Source organism: Cyanobium sp. Alchichica 3B3-8F6, assembly GCF_024346435.1.
Taxonomy (GTDB): Bacteria; Cyanobacteriota; Cyanobacteriia; order PCC-6307; family Cyanobiaceae; genus Cyanobium_A.
Genome location: NZ_JAGQCZ010000010.1, coordinates 14,783 through 40,829, shown reverse-complemented (window position 1 = coordinate 40,829; position 26,047 = coordinate 14,783). Strand labels below are relative to the sequence as shown.

Here is a 26,047-nt window from a genome sequence, read left to right as displayed (position 1 = left end):
GTTCCGAAATCTGTACGGGTTGTACGGATTTCAGGAGGCATGTCAGACGCGTGCCGTCCTGGTTGTGCCAGCTTGATGGCAGCGCTCCATCCCCATGCGCCTGAGCCTGCGCCGGTTTCTGCTCACCAAGGCTGTGCCCCTGGCCATCAGCCGCGGCACCACAGCGGCTGTGGAGCACCTGCTGGTGAGCCTCGAGCACGACGGGCTCACAGGCATCGGTGAGACCGGCGGCTTCGACACCGGCCATCGCCACTACGCCACCGACGCCGTTGCGGCGGAGCTCGAAGCCCTGGCCCCCCAGCTGGGAGCCCTGGCGCCGGAGCCGCTCCAGGCCCTGGGACCACTGCTGGCTGGCCTCAGCCCGCCGGCGCGCTGCGGCCTCGATCTGGCCCTGCACGACTGGTGGGGTCAACGGCTGGGGCAACCGCTGTGGCGGCTCTGGGGCCTGGATCCGGGAGCCCGTGTCGCCACCAGCGTGACCCTCGGCTTAGGCCCCCCCGAGGCTGTGCTGGCGCGGCTCGAGCGCTGGTGGCTGCAGCTTCCCGCCACCCGCATCAAGCTCAAGCTCGGCAGCCCCGAGGGGGTGGCCCACGACCTGGTGCTGCTGGAGGCCGTGGCTGCTGCCCTCGAGCAGCGGCGCCAGAGCACCGGCGTGGCCTGCGAGCTGCAGGTGGATGCCAACGGCGGTTGGGATCTGGGCACGGCCCGGGCCATGCTCGTGCCCCTCGAGCGCGCTGGGGTGGTGCTGCTGGAGCAGCCCCTGGCGCCGCTGCTGGATGCGGAGCGCGACACGGCTGGCTTCGAGGCCCTGGAGCTCGACTGTCCGATGCCCTTGGTGGCGGATGAGAGCTGTTGGGACCTGGCCGATCTGGTGCGGCTGGCCCCCTACGTGGACGGCATCAACATCAAACTGCTCAAAAGTGGAGGTCTCTCCGAGGCTTTGCTGATGGCCCAGGCGGCCCGGCGGCTGGGGCTGGGGGTGATGGTCGGCTGCTACTCCGACGCCGCCCTGCTCAATGGCGCCGCCGCCCAGCTGCTGCCCCTAGTGACCTGGCCCGATCTCGACAGCCACCTCAACCTGCTGGACGACCCCTTTTCCGGGTTGGCGCTTCGCGGCGACGTGTTGGTGCCGCCCCCCGGCCTCGGCCTGGGCATTGGCCTCCGAGGCGATCAGGCATGTTGAGCGCCAGCGCCCCGGTCGTGCTGCTGCAGCACGGCGGCCTCGACGACCTCTCCGGCAAGACCGGCCTGGCGATGCTGCGCTACCGCTCCGGACCGATCGTGGCGGTGATCGATCCGGCCTTCGCTGGCGCCTCGCTGGAGGCGATCACGGGCATCGACCGGGCCGTGCCGGTGGTGGCCGACATGGCGGCGGCCCTGGCCTACGGGCCCGAGGTGGCGGTGGTGGGGCTGGCCCCCTCCGGTGGCCGCTTGCCCGCCGCCATGCGCGCCGATCTGCTGGCGGGGCTCCAGGCCGGGCTGCACCTGGCCAGTGGCCTGCACAGCCGGTTGGGGGATGATCCGGCCCTGGCGGCGGCCTGCACCCGCCCCGGCCAGTGGATCTGGGACCTGCGCCAGGAGCCCGAGGCGCTGGAGGTGGCCACGGCGCGGGCGGCGGCTCTTCCTTGCCGGCGGCTGCTGGCGGTGGGATCCGACATGGCCGTGGGCAAGATGAGCGCCTGCCTGGAGCTGCAGGCCGAGGCTCGGCACCGGGGCCTCGATGCCCGCTTTGTGGGCACCGGCCAGGCGGGGATCCTGATCGCCGGATGCGGAGTGGCCCTCGATGCGGTGCGGGTGGATTACGCCGCCGGGGCCGTGGAGGCGGCGGTGCTTCAGGTGGCCGCCGGGGCCGGGCCCGAGGCCCTGGTGCTGGTGGAGGGGCAGGGGTCGCTCTGCCACCCGGGCTCCACCGCCACCCTGCCGCTGCTGCGCGGCAGCCAGCCCACCGACCTGCTGTTGGTGCACCGCGCCGGCCAGCGCTTCGTGCGCAGCCGGCCTGGGGCGGCGCCGGTGGCGATTCCACCGCTGTCGGAGCTGATCGCGGCGCTGGAGGCCCTGGCGGCCTTGGGCCGGCCCGATGGCCTGCGGCCCCGGGTGCGGGCCGTGGCGCTCAACACCGCCCGGCTCAGCAGCGCAGAAGCCGATGCCGCTCTCGTGGCCACGGCCGCCGAGACGGGTTTGCCCTGCGCCGATCCGGTGAGGCAGGGGGCGGGTCTGCTGCTGCAGGCCCTCTTGCCGCAGGGCGCGTTGCAGCAGGGCGGCACAAAAAAGCCGCCTCCACCAGAAGCGGAGACGGCTAGGGCATCAAGGGCGAGCGAGGGGACTTGAACCCCCGAATGGCGGCGCCACAAGCCGCTGCCTTAACCACTTGGCGACGCCCGCCGTGATTGCCAACAATGTACCAAGCCACCGACAGGGATTGGTGCCAACGTGGGAGCCCTTGAATGACGTCCCGTTTGCCCGGCCGTTCAGATCACTTCGCCTGTCCCCCCTGGGCATTCGGCCTGATCCTGGCGGCCCTGGCCGGGGCCGGGCTGGCCATCACCAATCCCTCCGCCGCCGATTTCCAGGCCTATGCCGCCGAGCGGTTGGTCGATGAAATCAGCGAGGAGGTTTGCACTGATGGCGGTCTACCGCTGCTGATGCGGCTAGCGATTCAGAACTGTGAGGAGCTGGTGCTGGCCCAGCGGACGCCCTTGGCGGCGCTGGTGGCAGGCCATACCCGCCGCCACAATCTCGGGGTGTTGAGCCTGTATCGCAGTGACATCGGTGGCCACAAGTTGTTGGGTTGGCGGGTGCCGCGCTTTCGCTCCACCGTGGTTGGGGTGGCGGGACAGTTTGTGCTGATCGGTGCCGCGATCGACAAGGCTGTCGCCGACCCCTCCCAGGACGCTCCGTGATGCATCCTCTGGCGCTGCGCCTACCCCGCGGGCTGCTGGATCCGCGTCTGGCCAGGGGTTTTGAGGCCGATGCCGACGGGCTGGTGGCGCTGCAGATCCGGGTGGCCGGAGCACTGGTCACGGCGATCGAGCCATTGTGGAGTATGGATCCGGCCGCGCTGGCCGCCCTGCCTTTGGCGCTCACGCCCCTGGTGGAGCCCCACGCCCATCTCGACAAGGCTTTCACGGCCGATGCTTTCCCCAACCGGGAGGGCACCATGGCTGCGGCCCTGGCGGCCAACCAACGCGAGTACGGCGTGCGCACCGGCGAGCAGGTGGCGGCGCGGGCCGAGCTGGCCCTCGATCGGGCCTGGCGCAACGGGGTGCGGGCTATCCGCAGCCACATCGACAGCGTTGGGCCGGCGGCTCGCGCCAGCTGGGACGCCCTGCTGGAGGCCCGCGAGCGCTGGCGGGGGCGGCTGGAGCTGCAGCTGGTGGCCCTGGCACCGCTGGCCCACTGGCTCAGTCCGGAAGGGGAAGCCCTCGCCCGCGCGGTGGCCGATGGCCAGGGGCTGCTGGGGGGGGTGATCGGGCCGCCCTACGGGCAGGGACCGGCCCGCCGCGCCGCCGACCGGGAGGCCCTGCTGGCCCTGCTCGATCTGGCCGAGCGCTTGGGTTGCGGCGTCGATCTGCACGTGGATGAATCCGATCGCGACCCGGGAGTGGGCGTCGATCTGGTGGCCCGGGTGGCTTTGGCGCAGCGCCGTGCCGTGGCGATCACCTGCAGCCACGCCAGCAGCATGGGCCTGCTGCCGCCGCGGGCCTGCGACCAGCTAGCCGAGCGCCTGGCCGCGGCGGAGATCGCCGTGGTTGCCCTGCCCACCACCAATTTCTGGCTGCTGGGCCGCAGGCCCGGCCGCACCCCCTGGCGCCGACCGCTGGCGCCGATCCGCAGCCTGCAGCGGGCAGGGGTGCGGCTGGCCCTCGGCGGCGACAACGTGCAGGATCCCTGGTATCCGGGCGGCGATTTCGATCCAGTTGAGCTGCTGCGCTGGGCGGCGCCGCTCTGCCAGTTGATGCCGTGGCAGCGCCTCGGCCTGGCCCCCTTCAGCACCGCCGCCGCCGCCGTGCTGGGGCTGGCCTGGGATGGGGTGCTGCGCGTTGGCGGGCCTGCCGATCTGGTGCTGCTCGGTGCGGGCTCGTGGGGCGAGCTGCTGGCCCGGCCGCCCCAGCGGCGGGTGCTGCGCGCCGGCCAGTGGCTGCCGCTGCCTGGGCAGGAGCAGCCCTCTCCCATGCTGCTTCCATGGAGTTGAACCCCTGCTCCCGGGTCGCCGCCCTGGCGGCAGAGCTGCAGCGGCTCGATCCGGCGTTGGCGCTGCTGGGCCCGGAGGCACCGGCCGAGCTGGAGCGCCTCTCCCGCGACTACTTCGACTACTCGCCGGTGCTGGTGCCGCAGCTGCAGGGCTGCCGCGCCCAGCTGGTGGCTTTCGCCGTCACGGTGGAGCAGGTGCGGCTGGTGGCCGGTGCCTGTGCCCGCCACGGCGTGCCCCTGACGGTGCGGGGGGCCGGCACCGGCAACTACGGCCAGTGCGTGCCGCTGCAGGGCGGGTTGGTGCTGGATCTCACCGGCCTCCAGCGCCTGCGGCAACTGGACGAGGCCACCGGGGTGATCGAGGTGGAGGCGGGCGCCCTGATGGGCGCGATTGAGCAGCAGCTGGCGCCCCGGGGCCGGGCCCTGCGGCTGGTGCCCAGCACGGTGCGCAGCGCCACCATCGGCGGCTTCATTGCCGGGGGCTCCGGCGGCATCGGCTCCCTGCGCTGGGGCTTCCTGCGGGATGCCGGCAACCTGCTGGGCCTGGAGGTGGTGACCCTGGAGCCCGAGCCGCGGCTGCTCCAGCTCGATGCCGCCGCCAGCGCCCCGCTCAACCACGCCTACGGCACCAACGGCATCCTCACGGCCCTGCGCCTGCCCACCACCGAAGCCGTGGCCTGGCAGCAGCTCGTGGTGGGGTTTGCGCAGTGGGATCGGGCCCTGGCGGCGGCCCAGGCCCTGCCCGCTACGGCGCTGCAGCTCAACGCCATCACGCTGCTGGAGGCGCCGTTGGCTCAGCCGCTGCCCTGGCCGGCGGGCTGTCCGGCGCCAGATGGGGAGGAGCATCGCCTGCTGCTGCTGGCTGCCCCCGATGCCCTGGCGGTGCTGCCCGATTGGTTGGCGGCCCGCGGTGGTGCGCTGCGCTGGCAGGCCCCCCAGGGCCAGAGCCGGGGCCTGCCGCTGCGGGAGCTCAGCTGGAACCACACCACCCTGCACTGGCGCACCCAGCACAAGGGCTGGACCTACCTGCAGATGCTGCTACCCCAGCCGGAGGGCCCCTGTTTGGAGCGCCTGCGGGGCCAGTGGGGTGACGATCTGCTCTGGCACCTGGAAGCGGTGAAGCAGCAGGGGGCGGCCCGGCTGGCGGCCTTGCCGCTGGTGCGCTGGCGGGGGGAGGAGGCTCTGCAGCGGCTGATGGCCGACTGCCGCGACGCAGGGGCGGTGCTGTTCAACCCCCATGTGCTCACCGTCGAGGACGGCGGCCTGGGCGTGATCGATGCCGACCAGGTGGCGGCCAAGGCCGCCTACGACCCATTGGGGTTGCTCAACCCGGGCAAGCTGCGCGGCTGGCTCAGCAGCCCAGGCTGAGGCGGGTGTCGACGCCGGTGATCGGGTTGGTGCCTTCGGCGTCGCGGCAGAGGGAGCGTTGGTCGACGCGATCGATCAGGGCGTCGCTGAAGTCGGCATCGGTGACGGTGGCGCCCCGGAAGCTGCTGCCCGAGGCGATGGCGCCGCTCAGCACGGCCCCGGTGAGGTCGGCGCCGGACAGATCAACCTTGTCCATCAGGGTGCCGCTGAGGTCGGCCCCGGCGAAATTGGCCTCCGGGAAGGCGGCCTGGGTGAGGATCGCGCCGTGCAGGTTGGCGCCACTGAAGTTGGCGTGCCGTCCCGTGGCCCCGGCGAAGGAGGTGTTGGCCAGATTCTGGCCGCTGAAATTCTGCTCGTTCTGGTTTGTGAGCGTGTAGTCCACCCCTGAAAACTCGGCGGCGGCCGGCTCCGGCAGGGCCAGGGCCAGGGCCAGGGCGAGGCCCACTACGAGGCCAAGTGCGAGGGCTTTGTGAAACAGGATGTGAAACAGGCGCCCCAACGGGTCGAGCAACAGGCGCTGCAGTGGGTGGGCCAAGGCGAAGGGAGCCGGGAGCTTCACTCTGGACCGTTCTGCGCCGGAGGGTCACTCCCCAGCAGATGGCCTACCAAATAGAGGGAGCCCGCCACGATCAGCCGCGGGGCTGCTGCGGCTGTCGCTGCGGCTGTTAGGGCGCTGGTGAGATCCGGCGCCGTCTCCAGCTGATCCACCAGCACCGCTCCTCGGTCGGTGTGGGCGGCGAGGGCGCTGCTGAGGCTGGTGGCGCTCCAGCTGGCGTGGCCCGGCACCGGCACAATCCAGGCGCGGTCGTGGGGGGCCAGCAGCGCTTCGAGGATGGCCGGCCCCTGCTTGTTGGCCAGCATGCCCAGCACCCAGTGGCGGGGGCCGGGGGCTAGGCCGTGGCGCTCGGGATGGGCGTCGAGTTCGCTGCGCAGGGCGAGGGCGGCGGGCAGGTTGTGGGCCCCATCGAGCAGCAGGGGCTGGCTGCGCCAGATCAGCTGTTGCAGCCGGCCGGGCCAGCGGGCGGCGGCGAAGCCCTGCCGGATGGCGGCCTCGCTGACCGGCCAGCCCTGCTCCGCCAGGGCCCGCAGCATCCCCAACGCCACGGCCCCGTTGCTCGCCTGCACGGCCCCCGGCAGCCCCAGGGGCCAGCGCTCCAGATCGAGTGGCTCCAGCCAGCGCAGCTCGGCCCCCACCGCCGCCGCCCGGGCGTTCAACACCGCGGCCACCTCGGGGCTCTGGGGGGCGCTGACGGCCACGGCGCCCGGCTGGAGCACGCCCGCTTTTTCGGCGGCAATGTGGGCTGGATCCGGCCCTAAGAACTCGGCGTGGTCGAGCCCCACCGAGGCAAAGCCGATTACGGGCCGGTGGGGATGGCAGGTGGTGGCATCGAGCCGGCCCCCGAGTCCCACCTCCAGCACCACCAGCTCACAGTTCACTTCCGCAAAGGCCAGAAAGGCCGCGGCGGTGACCAGCTCAAACGGCGTGAGCTGGTGGCGTTGGGCGACCGGCGTGGCGGTTTCCAGGTGCCGGCGCAGATCCGGCGCGGCGATCGGGGCGTCGCCCAGGCGGATGCGCTCGGTCCAGCTCACCAGGTGGGGCGAGGTGTAGAGGCCAGCGCGGATGCCAGCGGCCAGCAGCGCCTGGTGCACCAGGGTGCAGATCGAGCCCTTGCCGTTGGTGCCGGCAACCTGCACGGCGGCGAAGCGGCGCTCGGGATGGCCCAGCTCGGCCAGGGCGGCCTGCAGGCGATCGAGCCCCAGGTCGACGCCGCGGCGGCTGAAGGGCTCGATCAGGTCGGCGAAGGGGTCGGGCTCAGCGGCCAAGGCTGTTTCAGCAACCAAGGCTGGTGAGGGCCCGCTCGAGGCGATCCACCGCCAGGCGCAGGTGGCGGGGCTGGATCACCAGCGGCGGCACGAAGCGCACCACTTGGGGTCCGGCGGGGACCAGCAGCAGGCCCTGCTCCATCGCGGCCTTGACGATTTCGGGGGCGCTCGGGGCCTCGGCACGCAGCACCAGGCCCTGCAGCAGCCCCCAGCCGCGCACCCCCTCCAGCAGGGTGGGGTGGCGGCTCACCAGCTCGGCCAGCAGCTCCTGCAGCAGTTCTCCCATCCGCTGCACGTGGCTGACCAGCTTGCGGCGCTCGAGTTCAGCCAGCACCGTGAGGCCGGCCCGGCAGGCGAAGGGGTTGCCGCCGAAGGTGCTGGCGTGCTCGCCGGGGCGGAAGTGATCTGCCTTCGCCTTCACCGCCAGGGCGCCGATCGGGATGCCGCCGCCCAGTCCCTTGGCCAGGGTGATCGCATCGGGCTCCACGCCCAGCTGCTCGTAGCCCCAGAGCTGGCCGCTGCGGCCGACGCCGATCTGCACCTCGTCGAAGATCAGCAGGATGTTGTGGGCGTCGCAGAGCTCCCGCACCCGCTGGAAGAAGGCGCGGTTGCCCGGGTGCACACCGCCCTCGCCCTGGATCGGCTCCAGCAGCACGGCCGCCACCCGCGGACCCTGCGCCTCGCTGCTGGCCAGCAGGGTTTCAAAGGCGGCGGTGTCGTTGTAGGGGAAGTAGCGGAAGCCCTGCACCATCGGCTCAAAGCCCTGGTGGTATTTGGGCTGGCCGGTGGCGGTGACGGCCGCCAGGGTGCGGCCGTGGAAACTGGCCTGGGCGGTGAGGATCAGGGGGCTGTGCTCGCCGCCGGGAATGCCGCCCGCGGTGTTGATGCCGCGGACCGTGTTGCCGTGCTTGCGCGCCAATTTGATGGCGGCCTCATTGGCTTCAGCTCCGGAGTTGCAGAAGAACACCCGATCCAGACAGCTGCTGGCGGTGATCGCCGCCGCCAGCTCCTCCTGCTCAGGAATGCGATACAGGTTGGAGACGTGCTGGAGCTTGCCCAGCTGCCGGCTCAGGGCCCGCTTCATCCGGCCGTCGCTGTGGCCGAGGGTGCAGACCGCGATGCCGGCCACGCAGTCGAGGTAGCGCTTGCCGCTGCTGTCCCACACCCACACACCCCGGCCCCGGGTGAGGCTGATCGGGAAGCGGGCATAGGTGTCCATGACCGGCGAGATGGGAGCGGTGGGACTCGAACCCACATGCCCGAAGGCGCTCGATTTTGAGTCGAGTCCGTCTACCAATTCCGGCACGCTCCCGCAGTGGAGAGCTTACGCGGCAATGCTGGTGCTGTTTGGTGCACCGCTAACACGCTGGATGCAGGCGCCGGCCGCATTGAGTTTAGCTTCGAGGTTGGCGTAGCCGCGGTCGAGGAACTCCAGCCCCCGCACCGTGGTGATGCCTTCGGCGGCCAGGCCCGCCAGCACCATGGCGGCGGAGGCCCGCAGATCGGTGCCCTGCACCGGCGCACCGCTGAGCCGGGCCACTCCTTCAACGAAGGCGGTGTTGCCCTGCATGCGAATGGCGGCCCCCATGCGCTGCAGCTCCGCCACGTGCTGCAGGCGGTTTTCGAAGATGTTCTCGGTGATCACGCTGGTGCCCTGGGCCGTGGCCAGCAGGCTCATGAATGGCGCCTGCAGGTCGGTGGGAAAGCCGGGGAAGGGTTGGGTGCGCAGGTCAACAGCATTGATGTGATCGGCTTTGAGGGTGAGGCCGATGCCGTCGTGCTCCAGGGTGCAGCCCGCCTCCTCCAGCTTGGTGAGCACCGCGCCGAGGTGGTCGGGGATGATGGGGGCGATCCGCAGGTGGGAGCGGGTGATGGCGGCGGCCAGCAGGAAGGTGCCGGCTTCGATGCGATCGGGGATCACGGCGTAGTCGGCGCCGTGGAGACGCTCGACGCCCACGATCGTGATGGTGGGCGTGCCAGCGCCGCGCACCTTGGCGCCCATGGCGATCAGCAGCCCGGCCAGATCCACCACCTCCGGCTCCAGGGCGGCGTTGTCGATCACCGTCTCGCCATCGGCGAGCACGGCGGCCATCATCAACGTCTCGGTCGCGCCGACGCTGGGGCAGTCCATGTGGATGCGGCCGCCGGTGAGGCGATGCCCACGACCTGGCACGACGGCGGTGACGACCCCGTGCTCAATCGTCACCTGAGCACCGAGGGCCTTCAGCCCCTTGACATGCTCCACCACGGGCCGGGTGCCGATCTGGCAGCCACCGGGCAGGGGCACCTTGGCCATGCCCATCCGGGCCAGCAGCGGCCCGATGCAGAAGAAGCTGGCCCGCAGGCTGTTCACCAGCTCGTAGGGCGCCGTGGAGTTGTTGATGGCGTCGCCATTGAGCTCGAGGCAGTCGCTCTGGCGCAACACCTGGCCCCCGAGGCTGCCGAGCATCTCGGCCATGGCGGAGATGTCAGTGAGGGGCGGCACATTGCGCAGCCGGATCGTGTCGCGGCTGAGCAGGCAGGCCGCCATCAGCACCAGGGCTGAGTTCTTGGCGCCACTCACCTGCAGCTCCCCAGACAGCTTGCGGCCACCAGAGATTTCCAGCTGGGGGCTGAAAACCACCTGAGACTGAAAGTTGGACTGGACAGCGATCAAACCCATGGAGCGACTGCCCAGCTCTTGCCGACGCATCTTGACAACAAATGATGAGACCGTCTAGACAGCCGCCGACCAAACTGGCTTGAACGGCCGGGGAGGACCCTCGATGGCGTATGTTTTCCCAGTCGCTGCGGCGGCGGCCACGCGGATGTGGCGGAATTGGTAGACGCGCTAGTTTCAGGTACTAGTGGCAGCAATGTCGTGGGAGTTCAAGTCTCCCCATCCGCACTTTTTTATGATTGTCCTCAAGATCACCAATGCCTCTGAGGTGATGGCCTCGAAGCTCGGCAAGTTTCTTGAGAGTCTCACTCCCGATGCTCTCGATCAGTCGACCATCGAGGACATTGTTTTGAAAAAGCTGGTTGAAAACCTCCAGGCCGAAGGTCTCAAAGGCGAGGTGGCTTCGGTGCGAGGTCTCGAGATGGAGGAGAAGGAGCTGGTGATGCACGATGGCCTGCGCGTCCGGCGCCACCACACCTTCTGACGTGGTTCCCAGCCCTGGGCTGTGCCTCGCTGAGACGATCACCAGCCGCCGCAATCCACTGGTCAAGCGGCTGCGGTTGCTCCACGACGCCCGCGGTCGGCGTCAGGAGGGGTTGTTGCTGCTGGAGGGCACCCACCTGCTTCAGGAGGTGCTGCGGTTGCAGCTCCAGCCGCGCGATCTGCTGGCCACGGCTGCCTGGCTCGCCGACCACGGCGCCCAGGTGGCGGCCCTGCCGCCCGGCTGCATCTGCCGCGAGGTGAGCCAGGAGGTGCTGGAGGCGGTGGCCACCACCCAGCATCCCGATGGCGTTGTGTTGACCGTGGCTCCGCCCGCTCCCGCGCCGGCGGCTGCCGCTCCAGCTCCCTTCGTGCTGGCCCTCGATGGCTTGCAGGATCCGGGCAACCTCGGCACGTTGATGCGCACCGCCCTGGCGGCTGGGGTGGAGAGCTTGTGGATGGCCGATGGGGCCGACCCTTTCCAGCCCAAGGTGCTGCGTGCCTCGGCCGGTGCAGCCCTGGCCCTGCCGCTGTGGCGCGAGAGCCGGGCGGATCTGGCGGGGCGGCTGGCGGCGGCCGCGGCGGCGGGATCCCAGGTGGTGGTGGCCGTTCGGCCGGGGGCCGGGCCGGTGGCGCCGCTGCCCTACTGGCAGCTCGACTGGACTCGCCCCACGGTGTTGTTGCTCGGCAGCGAGGGGGGCGGCGTGTCGCCCCAGCTGGAAGCCCTGGCCAACCAGCGGGTCACGATCCCCCACAGCGCGGTGGTGGAGTCGCTGAATGTGGCGGTGGCGGCGGCCCCCCTGCTGCTCGAGCGCCTGCGGCAGCGCGTCGGAGCCTGACGGGGGAGAATGCTTGCCAACAACTGCACGGCTGCCCGGTGAGCGACGCCCCCCTCCACGGATCGCGTTTTGATGGCTCGAGCTTCGATTACGACGTGATTGTTGTCGGCGCCGGTTACGGCGGCTTTGACGCGGCCAAGCACGCCGCGGAGCACGGGCTGAAGGTGGCGATCGTGGAATCGCGCGATATGGGCGGCACCTGCGTGAACCGCGGCTGCGTGCCCTCCAAGGCCCTGCTGGCCGCCAGCGGCCGGGTGCGGGAGCTGGCCGACGCCGAGCACCTGGCCGGCTTCGGCATCCACGCCGCCCCGGTGCGCTTTGAGCGCCAGAAGATCGCTGACCATGCCAACCAGCTGGTGGCCACGATCCGCACCAACCTCACCAAAACTCTCGAGCGCGCCGGCGCCACGATCCTGCGGGGCAGCGGCCGGCTGGCGGGCCACCAGCAGGTGACCGTGCGTGAGAGTGGCAGCGGCGTGGAGCGCACCTACAGCGCCCGCGACGTGATCCTCGCCACCGGCTCGGAGCCCTTCGTGCCCCGCGGCATTGAAACCGACGGCCGCACCGTGTTCACCAGCGACGAGGCCGTGAGCCTGGAGTGGCTGCCCCGTTGGCTGGCGATCATCGGCAGCGGCTACATCGGCCTGGAATTTGCCGATGTGTACACGGCCCTGGGCTGTGAAGTGACGATGATCGAGGCCCTGGATCGGGTGATGCCCACCTTCGATCCCGACATCGCCAAATTGGCCGCCCGCAAGCTGATCGATGGCCGCGACATCGATGCCCGCGCTGGCCTGCTGGCCCGTAAGGTGACGCCGGGCTGCCCGGTGAAAATCGAGCTGGCCGACATGGCCACCAAGGAGCTGGTGGAAACCCTGGAGGTGGATGCGGTGCTGGTGGCCACCGGCCGGGTGCCGAGCAGCGCCGCGCTCAACCTGGCGGCGGTGGGGGTGGACACCGAGCGCGGCTTCATCCCGGTGGACGATCACATGCGGGTGCTGGCGGGCGGCGAGCCCGTGCCGCACCTGTGGGCCGTGGGTGATGTGACCGGCAAGATGATGCTGGCCCACACCGCTGCGGCCCAGGGCACCGTGGCGATCGACAACATCCTGGGTCACCCCCGCCCGATCGACTACCGCTCGATTCCGGCGGCCACCTTCACCCATCCGGAGATCAGCTCGGTGGGCCTAAGCGAGGCCGATGCCAAAGCGCTGGCGGCCAAGGACGGCTTTGAGCTGGGGGTGGTGCGCAGCTACTTCAAGGCCAATTCCAAGGCCCTGGCCGAGCTGGAGAGCGATGGCCTGATGAAGCTGCTGTTCAACAAGAGCACCGGTGAGGTGCTCGGCGCCCACATCTACGGCCTGCATGCGGCGGATCTGATCCAGGAGATCGCCAACGCCGTGGCGCGCCGCCAGAGCGTCACCCAGCTCGCCAATGAAGTGCACACCCACCCCACCCTCAGTGAGGTGGTGGAAGTGGCCTACAAGCAGGCCGCTGCTGCACTGACTCCCGTCGCGGTGGGTGGCTGAGATGGAGTTCCGTCGCCGGCCCCCGAATCCCAAGGTGAAGGTGGCCTTCCTCGAATACGCCATCCGCCATGAGGAGGGCGAACCGCGCCACATTCTTGAGAAGATCGTTTGGGAGAAAGACCGGGAGGTGGCCTCCGCCCGCGAGCGGGTGCCCCTGGAGAAGCTCAAGCAGCAGGTGGCCGAGCTGCCGGCGCCCCGCGATTTTCTGGCGGCCCTGCGGGCCAGCTGCCGCAAGCCGGCGGTGATCGCCGAGGTGAAGAAGGCCAGCCCCAGCAAGGGGGTGATCCGCGAGGATTTTGATCCGGAGGCCATCGCCAGGGGCTATGCCGCCGGTGGTGCCAGCTGCCTGTCGGTGCTCACCGATAAACAGTTTTTTCAGGGGGGCTTTGAGGTGCTGGTGCAGGTGCGCCAGGTGGTGGAGTTGCCCCTGCTCTGCAAGGACTTCATCCTCAGCCCCTATCAGCTGTATCAGGCCCGGGCCGCCGGCGCCGATGCCGCCCTGCTGATCGCGGCGATCCTCACCGATGTGGACATGGCCTACCTGCTCAAGGTGGCCAAGGCCCTGGGTCTGACGGTGCTGGTGGAGGTGCACGATGCCGAGGAGCTGGAGCGGGTGCTAGCCCTCGATGGGGTGCAGCTGATTGGCATCAACAACCGCGATCTGGCCACCTTCCACACCGATCTGGCCGCCACCGAGCGGCTCACCGCCACCTACGGCGAGCAGATCCGTGCCAAGGGCTGCCTGCTGGTGAGCGAGTCGGGGCTGGTCACGCGTGACGACCTCGATCGGGTGCAGGGCGCCGGCGCCGATGCGGTGCTGGTGGGCGAATCCCTGATGCGCCAGGCCGATGTGACGGCTGCTCTTGAGGCACTGATTGGGGGGTAGGACTGTGGCTAATCGCGCTGCTGACTGGCTGAGCCAGGCGAACCAGGACCTGGCCATGGCGCTGGTGAGTGCCGGTCATGGGCACCATGAGTGGGCCTGTTTTGCCACCCATCAGGCTGTTGAGAAAGCCCTGAAGGGTCTGCATCTCTCGCATGGTCAGCAGGCCTGGGGCCATGGCCTGGGCCGGTTGTTCCGGGATCTTCCGGATGCCCTCCAGGAGCGGATGGAAGCGGGTCTACCCGAGTTGGTGGAGCGGCTGCGCATTCTCGATGCGCTCTACATCCCCACGCGCTATCCCGATAGTCTTCCCGATGGGGCCCCGAGTGATCACTTCGGCCACCTGCAAAGTCGCGATGCCCTCAGCCATGCCCGTGCGCTCGTTGACGCAATCGCTGCTCAGATGGCCTGAGCCCCGGGTTGTGCTCGAGGCAGTGGAGCGTTGGGCAGCTCAGCAGGCCTGCAGCAATCCGACCCTGCAGAAGGTGGGCGTGTACGGCAGCTATGGGCGGGGTGATGCCGGCGTGGGCAGCGACCTGGATCTGCTGCTGGTGGATCAAGCGGCTACGGGCCCGCAGACGCTGCGCTACCGCCAGTGGCCCTTTGAGCAGTTGCCCCTGAGCTGCGATGCCCTGGTGCTCACCACTGCGGAGCTGGAGCAGTTGCTGGCCTCTTCTGCTGGCGAAGATTCAGCGAAGGCCGCCATGGCCTCGGCTCTGCAGCGGGATTGCCGCTGGGTCTGGACCCGCAGCACCCCATGAAAAAGCCCGGCTTTTGGGGCCGGGCTGAATCGGTTGATGGACGTGGCGCGATGGCCGGCGCGATCAGACCTTGCGGGAGTAAAACTCCACCACCAGCAGTTCGTTGATCTCGAGGGCGACCCACTCGCGTTCGCACTTGCTGATCACCTTGGCCACCTGCTTGTTCTTGTCGAGCTCGAGGTGGGGCGGGATGTTGGCCAAACCTGGGAATTCCAGGTTGCCTTCAGCCAATTTCTTGCTCTGCTTGCGCTCGCGGATGGCGACGACGTCGCCGGCCTTGCACTGGAAGCTGGGGATGTCCACAACGCGGCCGTTCACGGTCACGTGGCCATGGTTTACCAGCTGGCGGGCGCCGGGCACGGTGGGGCCGAAACCCAGGCGGAAGCAAATGTTGTCGAGGCGGTTCTCGAGCAGTTTCAGCAGGTTGGTTCCGGTGGAACCCTCCTGGGCGCGCGCTTTCTTCACGTAGCGCACGAGCTGTCGCTCGGAGATGCCGTAGTTGAAGCGAAGCTTCTGCTTCTCTTCGAGGCGGATGGCGTATTCGGAGCGCTTGCGACGGGCTTGGCCGTGCTGACCGGGGGGATAAGACCGCTTGGCGGACTTACGGGTGAGACCGGGAAGGTCTCCCAAGCGCCGCGTAATCCTCAGGCGAGGGCCGCGGTAGCGAGACATGAAACGAGTTCGAAGGACGGAGGGAGCCGGGATGGCCCCATGGCGCTGCGGCATCGAGCATGCTGGGAGAGTTCCGCAGGCCTGAGCTTTGCCGCGCCAACGGTCGATCTTATCGGTTGGGCCGCACCAGCTCGGCTTGCAGCCCGAGCCGGGTCTCGCCTCGGTTGGTGCCGGCGCGGCTGGGCCGTTGGAGCGATGGCTGGCGATGCTGTTGCTGGCTCTGATCGGCGTGTATCGCCAGTGGATCTCGCCGCTGCTGGGCCCCCGCTGCCGCTTCATCCCCAGCTGCAGCGCCTATGGCCTCGAGGCCATCAGCCGCCATGGCCCCTGGCGGGGCAGCTGGCTTACCCTGCGCCGGTTGCTGCGCTGCCACCCCTTCACCCCCTGCGGCTGCGATCCCGTTCCCGACTGATGCCCGCTCTGGTGTTGATGACCCGTCAGGGCTGCTGCCTGTGTGAGGGCCTGGCCGAGAAGTTGCGGGCCCTCGAGCCGCCCCTGGCGATCGAGCTGATCGATGTCGATGGCGATCCCGCTTTGCAGGCCCGCTTTGGCCTGGAGGTGCCGCTGTTGCTGCTGCGCTCGCCCGACGGGGAGCAGGTGCTGCCGCGGGTGCCACCACGGCTGGCCGGCACCAGCCTGCGGGTTTGGTTGCAGAAGCACGGCTTTTCGGATCAGGACGCTTAGAAAGGCGCCATTCGCTGATCCGGTGCCATGACCCAGCTGCTCCATCCGGTCCTGCGGGAGGTGGGTTTGGAGCTGCCAGCGGGGGTGCCCAATCGGGAGGTGAGCGGCATCAGTTGTGATTCCCGCCGCGTGGGCCGGGGCACCTTGTTTGTGGGGCTGCCGGGCACCCAGGTGGATGGGGGCTGTTTTTGGCCCCAGGCGCTGCAGGCGGGGGCGGCGGCGGCTGTGATCAGCGCAGCGGCGGCGGCGGCCCAGCCCCCGGGGCCCGACGACGCGGTGCTGATCGCCCCGGAGCCGTTGGCGCGCTGGGCTGGCTTGCTGGCGGCGGCGTTCTGGGCTCAACCGAGTCGGCGCCTGGCCTTGATCGGAGTCACCGGCACCAACGGCAAAACCACCACCACCCACCTGATCGAGCATCTGGCCGCCCATGCCGGCCGGCCGGCGGCCCTGTTCGGCACCCTGGTGAACCGCTGGCCCGGTCAGAGCGTGACCGCCCAGCACACCACCGCCTTTGCCGATCTGCTACAGGCCCAGCTGGCCCAGGCGGTGGAGGCCGGTGCCCAGATCGGGGCGATGGAGGTGAGTTCCCATGCCCTCGACCAGCAGCGGGTGGCGGGCTGCCGCTTCGCCGGGGCGGTGTTCACCAACCTCACCCAGGACCACCTCGATTACCACCCCTCGATGCAGGCCTACTTCGAGGCCAAGGCGCAGCTGTTTGCCGAGCCGCTGCTGGCGGGCGGGGCGGTGGTGAATGGCGATGATCCCTGGGGCGTCCAGCTGGCCCAGCGCCTTCGCGGCCGGCTGGGTGAGCGTTGCTGGCGCAGTTCCCTGCAAGACAGCGGCGCCGAGCTCACGATTCGGGATCTGGAGCTGGGGGCCGATGGCGTGCGCGGGCTGCTGGTGAGCCCGGCCGGGGAAGGGGCCTTTCACTCGCCCCTGGTGGGCCGCTTCAACCTGATGAACCTGTTGCAGGCCGTGGGGGTGTTACTCCAGCAGCAGCTGCCGCTGGAGTTGCTGCTCCAGGGCCTGGCCAGCTTCCGCGGCGTGCCCGGTCGCATGGAGCGGGTGGTGGTGGGTGATGGTGATGGCTCCCCGGCGGTGCTGGTGGATTACGCCCACACCCCCGACGGCCTGGACAATGCCCTGGCGGCCTGCCGCCCCTTCACCCGCGGCCGGTTGATCTGCGTGTTTGGCTGCGGCGGCGACCGCGACCGCAGCAAGCGCCCCCAGATGGGCGCGATCGCGGCGCGGCTGGCTGATCAGGTGGTGGTTACCTCCGACAACCCCCGCACCGAAGACCCCGCGCAGATCCTGGCCGATGTGGTGGCCGGCATTCCTGCCGGCAGCCCCCACGACGTGGAAGGGGATCGGGCCACCGCGATCGCGGCCGCCATTGCTGGCGCCACAGCGGGAGACCTGGTGCTCATCGCCGGCAAGGGCCACGAGGACTACCAGATCCTCGGCACCACCAAGGTGCACTTTGACGACCGGGAGGAGGCCGAAAAGGCCCTGAGGGCGCGGCGACATGGTTAGATCCGCTCGATCCGCCGCAGGCTGCAGCGCTTATTGCACACTTCTGCGTAGATCGGACATCCTGTGTTGAACAGTGCGTCGAAACCGTTGCGAATCCTGGCTTGTCTGGCAGATGGAGATAACTTTCGAGGGCTGTTTATTGAGACTCTGTGGCGTCTTCAGTCCCCATGGGTAAAAAGCTTCTCGCGGAAGCTTTTGGTACGTTTTGGCTGGTGCTTGGTGGTTGCGGCAGTGCCGCAATTGCGGCCAACTTCCCCTATCTCACCGGTGCCGACATCGCCCCCGGCAACCCCTTTGGCCTGGGCTTTCTGGGTGTGTCACTGGCCTTCGGTCTCACGGTGGTGACCATGGCCTACGCGATCGGCCATATCTCCGGATGCCATTTGAATCCCGCGGTGAGCTTCGGCCTCTGGGCCAGTGGCCGCATGAAGGGCGCCGAGCTGCTGCCTTACATCGTGGCCCAGGTGATCGGCGGTGTCTTGGCTGGCGGTTTCATCAAGTTGGTGGTGGCCGGTGGCCCTGCCTTTGATCTGGTGATGGCGGGCAGCAACCCGCTGGCCACCAACGGCTGGGGCGCCCACTCCCCAGGTGGCTACGGCTTCTGGGCTGCTCTGATTGTGGAGCTGGTGCTCACCTTCTTCTTCCTGCTGGTGATCATTGGGGCCACTGATCGTCTGGCACCTGTCGGCTTCGCGGGTGCCGCCATCGGCCTCACTCTGGCCCTGATCCACATGATCAGCATCCCTGTCACCAATACCTCAGTGAACCCCGCCCGCAGCACCGGAGTGGCCCTGTGGGTTGGCGGTGAGGCGGTTGGTCAGCTGTGGCTGTTCTGGTTGGCCCCGATTGTGGGCGCGCTTCTGGCCGGCTGGGTCTACCGCAACGTCTTCAGCGAGGAGGTTTCCTAAGCCGCGGGCTCCACTTTGATGGGTGGAGCATCAAGGCAAGATCAGAAGGGGCGTAAGCCCCTTTTTTTGTGCGCTTGTCTGGCGCGGGGCTTGATCGGCTACACCAGGGCCAAGGCGGCCAGCAAATGATCGATCTCGGCTGCGGTGGTGGTGATGTGGGTGCACGCCCGCAGGCAAGGTGGAGCGTCGAGGCTGCGAATCCACAGCCCCTGCTCACCCAGGTGCTGCACGGTGCGGCCAGCACCACCCCCTCGGCGCAGCCGGAAGCTCACCAGGCCGGCTGGCGGGGGCTCCTGCAGCAGGGTTTCCACCTCTGGCAGCTGCTGCAATCCTCGCCAGAGCAGGCCAGCCAGCTCGCGAATCCGCTCAAGGCGTTGCCCCTCCGTGCCTTCGGCTTCCAGCAGTTGAAGGGACTGATCCAACCCTGCAAACAGGGGGATGCAGGAGGTGGCCACCTCAAAGCGGCGGGCATCGGCGTGGAAGCCGCTGGAGCCATCGCCTTCGTGGCTGAGGCTGCGCCAGCCGATCAGGGTGGGCTGGCTCTGCGCCAGTAGCCGCGCCGAGAGTGCCGTGACGCCGAGACCCTCGGGGCCGCAACACCACTTGTGGCCGGTGCAGGCGTAGATGTCGGCGGCGGCCGCCGCTTCCGCCACCGGGATCGCCCCCAGGCTCTGCGCAGCGTCAACGAGCAGCCAGGGCTGGTTGGTGTGGCGGTTGAGCTGGGCGGCGACTGCCGCAATCGGCATCCGCTGGCCGGTGTTCCAGAGCAGGTGCGACAGCACCACCAGCCGGGTGCGGGGCGTGAGGGCCGCCGCCAGGCGTTCCTGCACCGAGGTGGCCGCCTGCTCGGGGCTGCCGGTGAGATCGCTCACCGTCAACGACTCGATCGTCAGCTGGTGCCGCCGGGCCAGCTCCCGGCAGGCGGCCACCACCCCGGGATGCTCGCAGTCACTGATCAGCAGGCTCTCTCCCGCCTGCCAGGGCAGGCCCCAGAGCGGCAGCACGCACCCGGAGGTGACGTTTTCGGTGAAGGCCAGCCGCTGGGCCGGTACCCTTAGCCACTGGGCGAGCCGCTGGCGCAAGCCGGCAGTGGTGGCTTCGATCGCAGGCCACACGGCCGTGGTGAAGGGGCCCAACTCCTGAATCGTCTGCCAACTGGCGGTGATCGCCTGCAGCGATGGGGTTGGCAGGGGGCCCTGGCCGCCGTAATTGAAGTAGGTCTTGTTGGCCAGGGCAGGCATGAGCGCCCGCAAGGCCAGGCCGATCGGTTGGGCCGTCAATCCGGTTGGGTCATCAATGGATCAGAGCACCTGGCCCACCATCACAGCCGCCACGGCCGAAAACAGGGTGATGCCGAGGGCGGTGAGGGGGTTCTGGCCCTGGGCTACCGCCAGGCTGGTGATCAGGCCAGCACCGATGCAGGCCACGGCCAGCTGGCTGGTGAGTTCGCCGCGATCGCGGGGGGCGGGATTGGGCAGCACGGCAGGGATCTCGGCTGTTGGCGACCGTAGGCCGATCGTTTCGGCTCGACCCGGTTGGGCCCACGCCTTGTTACCTGGCGTCGGAGTTCGTTACGGGCCGCAATCTGCAGCGGCTTGAGCCAGGCTCGCCGGCCGGGCACGGCCGCTGCTGGCCCAGATCTGCAGGGCCTCGAGTTGCTCCCGCGCGGTGCGCGAGAGGGGCACCACCTGGCTGGCGGCAGCGATCAGGTCGGCTTCGCCAAACTCCCGCTGCTGCGCGAAGGCCAGGTGCATGGCCTCGATCACCGTCTGCTCCAGTTCGGCGCCCGAGAAGCCCACAGTGCGGTCCACCAGCACATCCAAGGGAATGGCGTGGGCGGGCCGGCGCCGGCGCAACTGCAGATCCAGGATGGCGCGGCGCTCGGCGGGGCTGGGCAGATCCAGCAGAAAGATCTCGTCAAAGCGGCCCTTGCGCAGCAGCTCGGCCGGCAGTTTGTCGACGCCGTTGGCGGTGGCCACCACGAACACGGCGCTGGTTTTCTCCGCCATCCAGGTGAGCACTGTGCCCAGCACCCGTTGGCTGGTGCCGCCGTCGCTGCGCGAATCGCCGCCAAAGCCCTTGTCGATCTCATCGATCCAGAGCACGCAGGGGGCCATCGCCTCAGCGCGCTGGATCATGTCGCGGGTGCGGGCCTCCGACGCCCCCACCAGGCCGGCGAACAGGCGGCCCACATCGAGGCGCAACAGCGGCATGCTCCAGCTGTGGGCGATCGCCTTGGCCGTGAGCGATTTGCCCGTGCCCTGGGGCCCCACCAGCAGCACGCCTCGGGGTAACGGCAGGCCGTAGCGCATCGCCTCCTCGCTGAAGGCCATGTGACGCTGCTCCAACCAGTGCTTGAGGGCATCAAGGCCGCCGATGTCGGCAGGGGTGGCCTCGCTGGGGCAGTACTCCAGCAGTTCGCTCTTGGCGATCGCCTGACGCTTTTCCTCCAGCACCTCCGCCAGATCCTCCTCCCCGAGCTGGCCACGGCGCGCCAGGGCCCGGGCGGCCAGCTGCCGCACCCGCTGTTCGCTGAGGCCATGGCAGGCGGCGGTGAGTTGGGCCGCCACAACCGGATCGAGGGGCAGGCCACTGGCGCGGGCGATCGTGCTCAGCAGTTGGCGGATCTCCTCGGCATCCGGCAAGGGCAGATCCAGCAGGGTGATGCTGTCTTCCAGCTCCCGCGGCACCGCCCAGTCGGGGGCCGTGATCACCAGGGTGCGGGGGGCCTGGCGCAGGCTGGAGGCGAGGTTGCGCAGCCGGCGGCAGACGCCAGCGTCGTCGCAGTAGCGATGGAAATCGCGTAGCACCAGCAGGGCGCCCTGCTCTGGAGGCAGGGGATCGAGGCAGGCCAGCGCCGCCATCGGGTTGCGGGCCCCTTCCCCGCTGCGGTTGGGGGCGCCGCTGAGGCCGTCGATGAAGTCCCAGCGCAGCAGGGTGCGGCCCCCCAGCCTCTGGGCGGCCTGCTCCAGCAGGCTGTCGACCCGTTCCTCTTCAAGGCTGCGGATCCACAGGATCGGCGTGCGGGCGCGGATCAGCAGATCGAGTTGGTCGGCCCAGCTTTCGTTCACGGCGGCAGGCCTAGGAGCGCAGGCCCTGCAGGGCCTGCCAGCGGGGATCGATGCCGGAGCTGTCGCTGGTCCAGGTGGCCGGCCCGGGGCAGTCGCTGCCGCAGTGGTTGACGATCGGCAGCTGCAGGTTGAGCTGCTCAAAGATCCAGTGCTCTGGATCGAAGCTGCCACGGGGATCGAGCTGCTCCATCAGGCCGCCGTCATCGCCCTCGCCCTCCAAGGCCACCGGATCGCTGGTGGCAGGTTCGCCGATCCAGAGCAGCTCCTTACCGGAGGCCCGCAGCGGCCGGTTGAAGTGCTGCAGGCAGCGGTCGCAGCAGAGGGTCACGATCGTGTCCACTTCGCCTTCCACCTCCAGCACGGTGCCGCGATGGGTGGCGTGCAGCTGGCCGCGCACCGGGGTGAGGCTGTCCAGGCCGGCAATCGGCTGGTTGATCAACCAGTGGCGTCCGGCGTCGAGGTGCTTGAGCTCCTGCAGGGGAACGGGATGCAGGGGCAGGTCGGGCACGCTGGACACGGCAATCGGGGTGCTGCGGGTTACTTCTTGCCCTTCGGTTCGAAGGGCAGGCGGCCGCCACTGGCACTGACGGTGACCGTCTGTTGGGCCATCTGTTGATCAAGGATGGCCTGCAGGTTGTCGGGCAGGGCCTCACGGCTGAGCAGGAAGGTCTGCAAGGCCTGGAAGATGTTGGCCACCACCATGTAGAGCAGCACCCCGGCCGGCAGGGGGAAGAACAGGAACATGCCGGTGATCATCACCGGGGTGATCTTGTTGGCCGTGGACTGCTGGGGGTTGGCCGGCATGCCCATGCCCGAGAGGATCTGGGAGGCGAACAGGCTGGCGCCGAAGCCCGCCACCAGGATGGCGATGTCCCAGTTGACCGCGCCGTCGGTGTAGAAGCCCACCTGGCCCAGGGCCTTGATGAACAGGAAGCCGCTGCGGGCCGCCAGGCCGGGGATCTTGGCCTCCACAGTGGCGTCGCCGGTGGTCAGGGCGGTGATGGTGCCATCGGCGGCCACGCTCACCACGCCCTCACCCTTGGTGACGCTCCAGGTGGGGGTGAAGGCATCGCCGTTGTCGACGTCGCCCAACACCGCAGCGAAGCTCTCACCGTCTTTGGTGTGCAGCTTCACCTGGGCCGCATCACCCACGCCGAGCTTGGTGCCGCCCTCAAGGCTGGCGATCACCGGCACATGGCTGGTTTCGGTGATGAAGATGGAATGGCTGGCGCTGTTGAACGGCTTGGGTTCCACCGCCGCGATCTGCTCGGCCGGCAGCACCTTGAGGTTGAGGGTGTAAGGCACATCGGCAAACGGTGAGCCCCGCAGGGTGGCGAACAGGGCGAACAGGATCGGCATCTGCACCAGCAGGGGCAGGCAGCCCGCCAGGGGGCTGCCGAACTCCTTCATCAACTGCCCCAGTTCCTCCTGCTGCTTCTGGGGGTTGTTGGCGTATTTGGCCTTGATCTCGGCTTGCCGCTTCTGCATGGCGGGCTGGGCAATCCGCATCCGACGGGCGTTGCGGATTGAACCGGCGCTCAAGGGAAACAGCGCCAGGCGGATCACCACCGTGAGCGCAATGATCGCCAGCCCGTAGCTGGGCACCAATCCATAGAAGAAATCGAGGATCGGGAGCAGCAGGTTGTCGGAGATGTAGCCGATCACGGCAGAGGGGCTCTGGGGGTAGGGGGAGGGAGCGTGGGCTCAGTGTGACTGATGGTCTAGGCGGCCATGCCCTTGGGTGTGGAGGCCTTGGCCTGGCGGCGCTCCTCGATGTAGGTCTCCAGCTCGCGGAACCGCGGCACCGCCCGCATCTCCAGCTTGGAGCCGTCGGTGAGCACCAGCACCATGTCGCCCCAGAGGCCGAAGCCCCGCGGCACGCTGCGCACCTCGCGGATCTGGCTGTACACCACCTGGGTGCGGTCGCGGCCCAGCCAGCCGCCATTCACTTCGATGCGGCGGCTGGTGATCCGGAAACGCAGCCACAGGGCCCGCACAATCGCGCCCACGGCGAAGGGGATGCCGATCAGCGTGAGCCCCAGGAGCAGGTTGAACACCAGATCTCCCTTGGCGGGCCCGCCCTCGTAGAACACGGTTTCCTGGATGGTGGCGCCGGTGCCCGTGCTCATGGCGTCAGACCTGCTTGCTGGAGGAGTTGGCTGCATTCTCCCAGCAGGGCCTCTGGGGTGAGATCGGCGCTGCCGGGTTTGAGGCTCAGCAGCAGCCACAGGCAGCGTTCGGAGACAGCGGGTGGCTGGGCCAGCAGGTGGGCGTGGAGCAGACGGCGCAGGCGGTTGCGGCGCACAGCCCGCTTGTGCACCTTGCTGCTGACCACCACACCACAACGCCAGGGACTGGGCGGGCAGGTTTGCTGCTCGACGGGAAGCAACTGGGGCTGGGCCTCCAGAATCCGGAGCAGCACAAAAGGGCCGTGGAAGCGACGGCCCTTTTGATACATCCGGTCAAACACCCTTTGCCCCTTCAACCGGTGGCACTGGGGCAGGGCCAAGGGCCTTAAACGGCGAGGCGGGCCCGGCCGCGGCGACGGCGGGTGCGGATCACGCGACGGCCGGTGTGGGTGCGCATGCGCACGCGGAAGCCAGACACACGCTTGCGCTTACGGCTCGTTCCTTCCAGGGTGCGCTTGGTCATGACTGGCTGCTCGCTGCGCTCGTCGCGTCGGTAGTGGGCGTTGGGGCCAACCTATCAGGCGGGGTTGGCGGACTAAGCGGGAGGCAGGCTCAGTTGTTGGGCGGATCGATCTGGATCAGCCAGCTGCCCAGGTAGCCGGCCATCGGCACGTCGCCAGGGGCCTGGGCCAGGGCATTCAACTGATACATGCCGATGTTGAACGGGTTGAAGATGTTCATGTACACCCCGATCGTGCCGGTGTCGGGCACGGGGGTGTCGGGGAAGATCTCGATAGCCCTGCCGTTCTCGGCGATCTCAATGGTGGCCGGGATCGTTTCCTGGCACCTGGTGCGCGACATCATGCCGCCTTCACTCATCTTGCAAAGCTTGACCCGCTTGGGATCGATTTTGGCGTCGAAGTAGCTGGGGATGGTGATGCTCAGCTTGAGGATGGCGGTTTTGCGATCCTTCGGTTTGAGGATCAGGTAGTACTCCGAGCGCTTGAGGCGCTGGGTATCGGTCATGAAGTAGTAGAGCTTGCGGTAATCCTTGGTGTTGTCCCAGCGGAACTCCATCAAGCTCGGTGTGCCCTGGGCCAGCACTCCTGCGGGCTGGGTGCTGAGGGCGACGGCGCCGGCTCCGGCCAGGGCGGCAAGGCTCAGCAGGGGGCGCAGGGAAGGGAAACCCATCAGGGCGATACCGATCAAGACCACAATTCTCGTCAGCTGGCAGCGACCCAGGTGGCCGTGGTGGCCGGACCCACAGGTGGCGGGGTCAGCGTTGGACCCGGTCGGGGCGCAGGCGGGCGGCCTCCCGCAGGTAGGGGTGCACGGGCGTCCGCTCCGGGTGCAGCCAGGTATGGGCCAGCAGCCGGATGCAGCGGGGCAGATCGCCCGCCACCCCCATCTGCTGGCAATCGAGCAGGGCCACCTGCTCCCAGCCGGCCTGGCGTCGGGCGATGGCGGCCGGGAAGCAGGCATCGAGGTCGCGGGTCACCGAAAAGGTGACCGACACCACCTGCGCTCCTGCCAGGCCGTTGCGTGCCACCAGCGCATCCACCAGTTCGGCCACCGCCACCTCGATCGCCTCGGCGGAGTTGGCGTCGGCAGTGGTGGCCCCGCGCAGGGCCCGTAGGACAAACCCCTGACTCATGGCCGGTAGAGCCACAGGGGTTGGCCGCTCCAGGCCAGCTCCAGGCTGAGGGCCGCCAGCAGGCCCCGCAGCTGGCTGCGCCCGGGAATCAGGCCGCCAAAGCGCTTCGGCGGGCTGCCGAAGGTGATCGGGCGGGTTTTCTCCGGGTCGAGCTCCGCCAGCTCAGCTGCCAGCCGCCGTGCTGCCTCCTCGTCGCCAAGCACATCCACCAGGCCCAGCTCCTTGCCCTGGACACCACTGAACACACGGCCATCGGCAAAGCCGCGCACCGCCTCCTGGCTGAGCCCCCGTCCGGTGGCCACCGCATCCACAAACTGGTCGTAGCTGGAATCAATCAGGCTTTGCAGCAGCTCCCGTTCGCCGTCGGTGAGGGCGCGATCGGGGGAGAGGATGTCTTTGTAGAGGCCGCTCTTGACGGTTTCGAAGCTCACCCCCACCCGCTCCAGCAGCTTGGAGAGGTTGTTGCCCCGCAGGATCACGCCGATGGAGCCGGTGATCGTGCCGGGGTTGGCCACGATTTGTTCGGCGGCCACGCCGATGTACACCCCGCCCGAGGCGGAGATGTTGCCGAAGCTGGCCACCACCCGGCAGCCCTTCTCCCGCAGGCGCAACAGGGCGCTGTGGATCTCCTGGCTGTCGCCCACGGTGCCACCGGGGCTGTCGATGCGCAGCAGCAGGGCGGGACATTCCCGCTGCTCCACCTGGCGCAGGGCCTTGAGCACCCGCTGGCGGGTGGGGCCGGCAATCGGGCCTTCGATGGCGATGCGCGCCAGGGTGCGACGGGTCTTACGGCGCCAGGGCCAGGGCATTTCGGCGGTGTGAAGTGGTTGGATCTTAAAAAGAAAGCCTTCACCGGCCCGGA

The 26,047-nt window shown here is 69.0% G+C and carries 31 protein-coding genes and 3 tRNA genes; 16 read left to right on the top strand and 18 right to left on the bottom strand.

What is annotated here, in order from left to right; translation table 11 throughout:
• Positions 1–94: 94 nt before the first annotated feature.
• Entirely contained in the window at positions 95–1,183 is a 1,089-nt protein-coding gene (locus KBY65_RS09445) for a dipeptide epimerase (RefSeq protein WP_255001429.1), read from the top strand.
• Entirely contained in the window at positions 1,177–2,328 is a 1,152-nt protein-coding gene (locus KBY65_RS09440; RefSeq protein WP_255001428.1) for a DUF1611 domain-containing protein, read from the top strand. Before KBY65_RS09445 ends, KBY65_RS09440 begins: the two co-directional genes overlap by 7 nt.
• Here the strand turns inward: KBY65_RS09440 and KBY65_RS09435 are convergent.
• Positions 2,310–2,382, bottom strand: a tRNA-His gene (locus tag KBY65_RS09435). The two genes, KBY65_RS09440 and KBY65_RS09435, sit on opposite strands and share 19 nt — an antisense overlap.
• 62 nt (positions 2,383–2,444) lie before the next feature.
• On the opposite strand from KBY65_RS09435, the gene KBY65_RS09430 reads away from it, so the two are divergent.
• The 3 genes from KBY65_RS09430 to KBY65_RS09420 are packed head-to-tail and all read left to right on the top strand — an operon-like array spanning position 2,445 to position 5,559.
• Positions 2,445–2,900 carry a DUF4359 domain-containing protein gene (locus KBY65_RS09430; RefSeq protein WP_094559678.1) on the top strand — a complete coding sequence of 152 codons (456 nt, stop codon included), beginning with the start codon at positions 2,445–2,447 and terminating at the stop codon, positions 2,898–2,900.
• Positions 2,900–4,192 carry an amidohydrolase family protein gene (locus tag KBY65_RS09425; RefSeq protein ID WP_255001427.1) on the top strand — a complete coding sequence of 431 codons (1,293 nt, stop codon included), beginning with the start codon at positions 2,900–2,902 and terminating at the stop codon, positions 4,190–4,192. The genes KBY65_RS09430 and KBY65_RS09425 overlap by 1 nt, the downstream gene beginning before the upstream one ends.
• Entirely contained in the window at positions 4,183–5,559 is a 1,377-nt protein-coding gene (locus KBY65_RS09420; RefSeq protein WP_255001423.1) for an FAD-binding oxidoreductase, read from the top strand. Before KBY65_RS09425 ends, KBY65_RS09420 begins: the two co-directional genes overlap by 10 nt.
• Here the strand turns inward: KBY65_RS09420 and KBY65_RS09415 are convergent.
• The 5 genes from KBY65_RS09415 to murA all read right to left on the bottom strand — a co-directional run bounded on the left by KBY65_RS09415 (position 5,543) and on the right by murA (position 10,045).
• A complete protein-coding gene (locus KBY65_RS09415; protein ID WP_255001468.1) occupies positions 5,543–5,992 on the bottom strand; it encodes a pentapeptide repeat-containing protein in 450 nt (149 codons plus the stop codon). The genes KBY65_RS09420 and KBY65_RS09415 overlap by 17 nt on opposite strands.
• 122 nt (positions 5,993–6,114) lie before the next feature.
• Positions 6,115–7,401 (bottom strand): bifunctional folylpolyglutamate synthase/dihydrofolate synthase, encoded by a 1,287-nt coding sequence (locus KBY65_RS09410; RefSeq protein ID WP_255001422.1) that lies wholly within the window; start codon positions 7,399–7,401, stop codon positions 6,115–6,117.
• Entirely contained in the window at positions 7,391–8,638 is a 1,248-nt protein-coding gene (locus tag KBY65_RS09405) for an aspartate aminotransferase family protein (RefSeq protein ID WP_255001420.1), read from the bottom strand. The genes KBY65_RS09410 and KBY65_RS09405 overlap by 11 nt, the downstream gene beginning before the upstream one ends.
• A tRNA-Leu gene (locus tag KBY65_RS09400) sits at positions 8,614–8,695 on the bottom strand. Before KBY65_RS09400 ends, KBY65_RS09405 begins: the two co-directional genes overlap by 25 nt.
• Before the next feature lie 12 nt (positions 8,696–8,707).
• Positions 8,708–10,045: a UDP-N-acetylglucosamine 1-carboxyvinyltransferase gene (gene murA / locus KBY65_RS09395; RefSeq protein WP_254987554.1), complete on the bottom strand. Its 1,338-nt coding sequence runs from the start codon at positions 10,043–10,045 to the stop codon at positions 8,708–8,710.
• A 141-nt stretch (positions 10,046–10,186) separates the two neighbouring features.
• Between murA and KBY65_RS09390 the strand changes: the two genes are divergently transcribed.
• The 7 genes from KBY65_RS09390 to KBY65_RS09360 all read left to right on the top strand — a co-directional run bounded on the left by KBY65_RS09390 (position 10,187) and on the right by KBY65_RS09360 (position 14,534).
• Positions 10,187–10,270, top strand: a tRNA-Leu gene (locus tag KBY65_RS09390).
• A 7-nt stretch (positions 10,271–10,277) separates the two neighbouring features.
• Positions 10,278–10,526 carry a hypothetical protein gene (locus KBY65_RS09385; RefSeq protein ID WP_094559683.1) on the top strand — a complete coding sequence of 83 codons (249 nt, stop codon included), beginning with the start codon at positions 10,278–10,280 and terminating at the stop codon, positions 10,524–10,526.
• Position 10,527: 1 nt separating this feature from the next.
• Complete coding sequence (locus tag KBY65_RS09380) at positions 10,528–11,361, top strand: TrmH family RNA methyltransferase (RefSeq protein WP_255001419.1); 834 nt, start codon at positions 10,528–10,530, stop codon at positions 11,359–11,361.
• A 38-nt stretch (positions 11,362–11,399) separates the two neighbouring features.
• Entirely contained in the window at positions 11,400–12,890 is a 1,491-nt protein-coding gene (lpdA, locus tag KBY65_RS09375; RefSeq protein WP_255001418.1) for a dihydrolipoyl dehydrogenase, read from the top strand.
• 1 nt (position 12,891) lies between these two features.
• Positions 12,892–13,776, top strand: coding sequence for an indole-3-glycerol phosphate synthase TrpC (gene trpC, locus KBY65_RS09370; protein ID WP_255001417.1), 885 nt, complete (start codon positions 12,892–12,894; stop codon positions 13,774–13,776).
• A 4-nt stretch (positions 13,777–13,780) separates the two neighbouring features.
• Positions 13,781–14,185 (top strand): HEPN domain-containing protein, encoded by a 405-nt coding sequence (locus KBY65_RS09365; protein WP_255001416.1) that lies wholly within the window; start codon positions 13,781–13,783, stop codon positions 14,183–14,185.
• Positions 14,186–14,195: 10 nt separating this feature from the next.
• The gene (locus KBY65_RS09360; protein WP_255001415.1) at positions 14,196–14,534 is read left to right on the top strand and encodes a nucleotidyltransferase domain-containing protein; all 339 of its coding nucleotides are present in this window, start codon (positions 14,196–14,198) and stop codon (positions 14,532–14,534) included.
• A 63-nt stretch (positions 14,535–14,597) separates the two neighbouring features.
• Here KBY65_RS09360 and rpsD read toward each other — a convergent pair whose 3' ends face one another.
• On the bottom strand, positions 14,598–15,206 hold the full coding sequence (gene rpsD, locus KBY65_RS09355; RefSeq protein WP_094559687.1) for a 30S ribosomal protein S4: 609 nt from the start codon (positions 15,204–15,206) through the stop codon (positions 14,598–14,600).
• Positions 15,207–15,393: 187 nt separating this feature from the next.
• Between rpsD and yidD the strand changes: the two genes are divergently transcribed.
• From yidD to aqpZ, 4 genes are all read left to right on the top strand, one after another.
• Positions 15,394–15,618, top strand: a complete 225-nt coding sequence (gene yidD, locus KBY65_RS09350; RefSeq protein WP_369802016.1) for a membrane protein insertion efficiency factor YidD — start codon at positions 15,394–15,396, stop codon at positions 15,616–15,618.
• Entirely contained in the window at positions 15,618–15,890 is a 273-nt protein-coding gene (locus tag KBY65_RS09345; RefSeq protein ID WP_254994739.1) for a glutaredoxin family protein, read from the top strand. Before yidD ends, KBY65_RS09345 begins: the two co-directional genes overlap by 1 nt.
• 27 nt (positions 15,891–15,917) lie before the next feature.
• The gene (locus KBY65_RS09340; RefSeq protein WP_255001414.1) at positions 15,918–17,423 is read left to right on the top strand and encodes a UDP-N-acetylmuramoyl-L-alanyl-D-glutamate--2,6-diaminopimelate ligase; all 1,506 of its coding nucleotides are present in this window, start codon (positions 15,918–15,920) and stop codon (positions 17,421–17,423) included.
• A 167-nt stretch (positions 17,424–17,590) separates the two neighbouring features.
• Positions 17,591–18,331 (top strand): aquaporin Z, encoded by a 741-nt coding sequence (gene aqpZ / locus KBY65_RS09335; RefSeq protein WP_094559690.1) that lies wholly within the window; start codon positions 17,591–17,593, stop codon positions 18,329–18,331.
• A 98-nt stretch (positions 18,332–18,429) separates the two neighbouring features.
• Here the strand turns inward: aqpZ and KBY65_RS09330 are convergent, their stop codons facing one another.
• The 11 genes from KBY65_RS09330 to sppA all read right to left on the bottom strand — a co-directional run bounded on the left by KBY65_RS09330 (position 18,430) and on the right by sppA (position 25,994).
• Positions 18,430–19,572 carry an aminotransferase class V-fold PLP-dependent enzyme gene (locus tag KBY65_RS09330; RefSeq protein ID WP_255001466.1) on the bottom strand — a complete coding sequence of 381 codons (1,143 nt, stop codon included), beginning with the start codon at positions 19,570–19,572 and terminating at the stop codon, positions 18,430–18,432.
• 60 nt (positions 19,573–19,632) lie between these two features.
• Positions 19,633–19,812: a hypothetical protein gene (locus KBY65_RS09325; RefSeq protein ID WP_094559691.1), complete on the bottom strand. Its 180-nt coding sequence runs from the start codon at positions 19,810–19,812 to the stop codon at positions 19,633–19,635.
• A 90-nt stretch (positions 19,813–19,902) separates the two neighbouring features.
• The gene (locus KBY65_RS09320) at positions 19,903–21,402 is read right to left on the bottom strand and encodes an AAA family ATPase (RefSeq protein WP_094559692.1); all 1,500 of its coding nucleotides are present in this window, start codon (positions 21,400–21,402) and stop codon (positions 19,903–19,905) included.
• A gap of 10 nt (positions 21,403–21,412) precedes the next feature.
• A complete protein-coding gene (locus tag KBY65_RS09315; protein ID WP_255001413.1) occupies positions 21,413–21,919 on the bottom strand; it encodes a YceD family protein in 507 nt (168 codons plus the stop codon).
• A gap of 20 nt (positions 21,920–21,939) precedes the next feature.
• Entirely contained in the window at positions 21,940–23,067 is a 1,128-nt protein-coding gene (yidC, locus tag KBY65_RS09310) for a membrane protein insertase YidC (RefSeq protein WP_094559693.1), read from the bottom strand.
• Positions 23,068–23,123: 56 nt separating this feature from the next.
• Positions 23,124–23,531 (bottom strand): PH domain-containing protein, encoded by a 408-nt coding sequence (locus KBY65_RS09305; RefSeq protein ID WP_094559694.1) that lies wholly within the window; start codon positions 23,529–23,531, stop codon positions 23,124–23,126.
• Positions 23,528–23,911 carry a ribonuclease P protein component gene (rnpA, locus tag KBY65_RS09300; protein WP_094559695.1) on the bottom strand — a complete coding sequence of 128 codons (384 nt, stop codon included), beginning with the start codon at positions 23,909–23,911 and terminating at the stop codon, positions 23,528–23,530. Before rnpA ends, KBY65_RS09305 begins: the two co-directional genes overlap by 4 nt.
• A 5-nt stretch (positions 23,912–23,916) precedes the next feature.
• Positions 23,917–24,054, bottom strand: coding sequence for a 50S ribosomal protein L34 (gene rpmH / locus KBY65_RS09295; RefSeq protein ID WP_015108935.1), 138 nt, complete (start codon positions 24,052–24,054; stop codon positions 23,917–23,919).
• 89 nt (positions 24,055–24,143) lie between these two features.
• Entirely contained in the window at positions 24,144–24,722 is a 579-nt protein-coding gene (locus KBY65_RS09290; protein ID WP_409996018.1) for a DUF2808 domain-containing protein, read from the bottom strand.
• An 85-nt stretch (positions 24,723–24,807) separates the two neighbouring features.
• On the bottom strand, positions 24,808–25,185 hold the full coding sequence (gene aroH, locus KBY65_RS09285; protein ID WP_255001412.1) for a chorismate mutase: 378 nt from the start codon (positions 25,183–25,185) through the stop codon (positions 24,808–24,810).
• The gene (sppA, locus tag KBY65_RS09280; RefSeq protein WP_094559697.1) at positions 25,182–25,994 is read right to left on the bottom strand and encodes a signal peptide peptidase SppA; all 813 of its coding nucleotides are present in this window, start codon (positions 25,992–25,994) and stop codon (positions 25,182–25,184) included. Before sppA ends, aroH begins: the two co-directional genes overlap by 4 nt.
• Positions 25,995–26,047 lie beyond the last annotated feature (53 nt).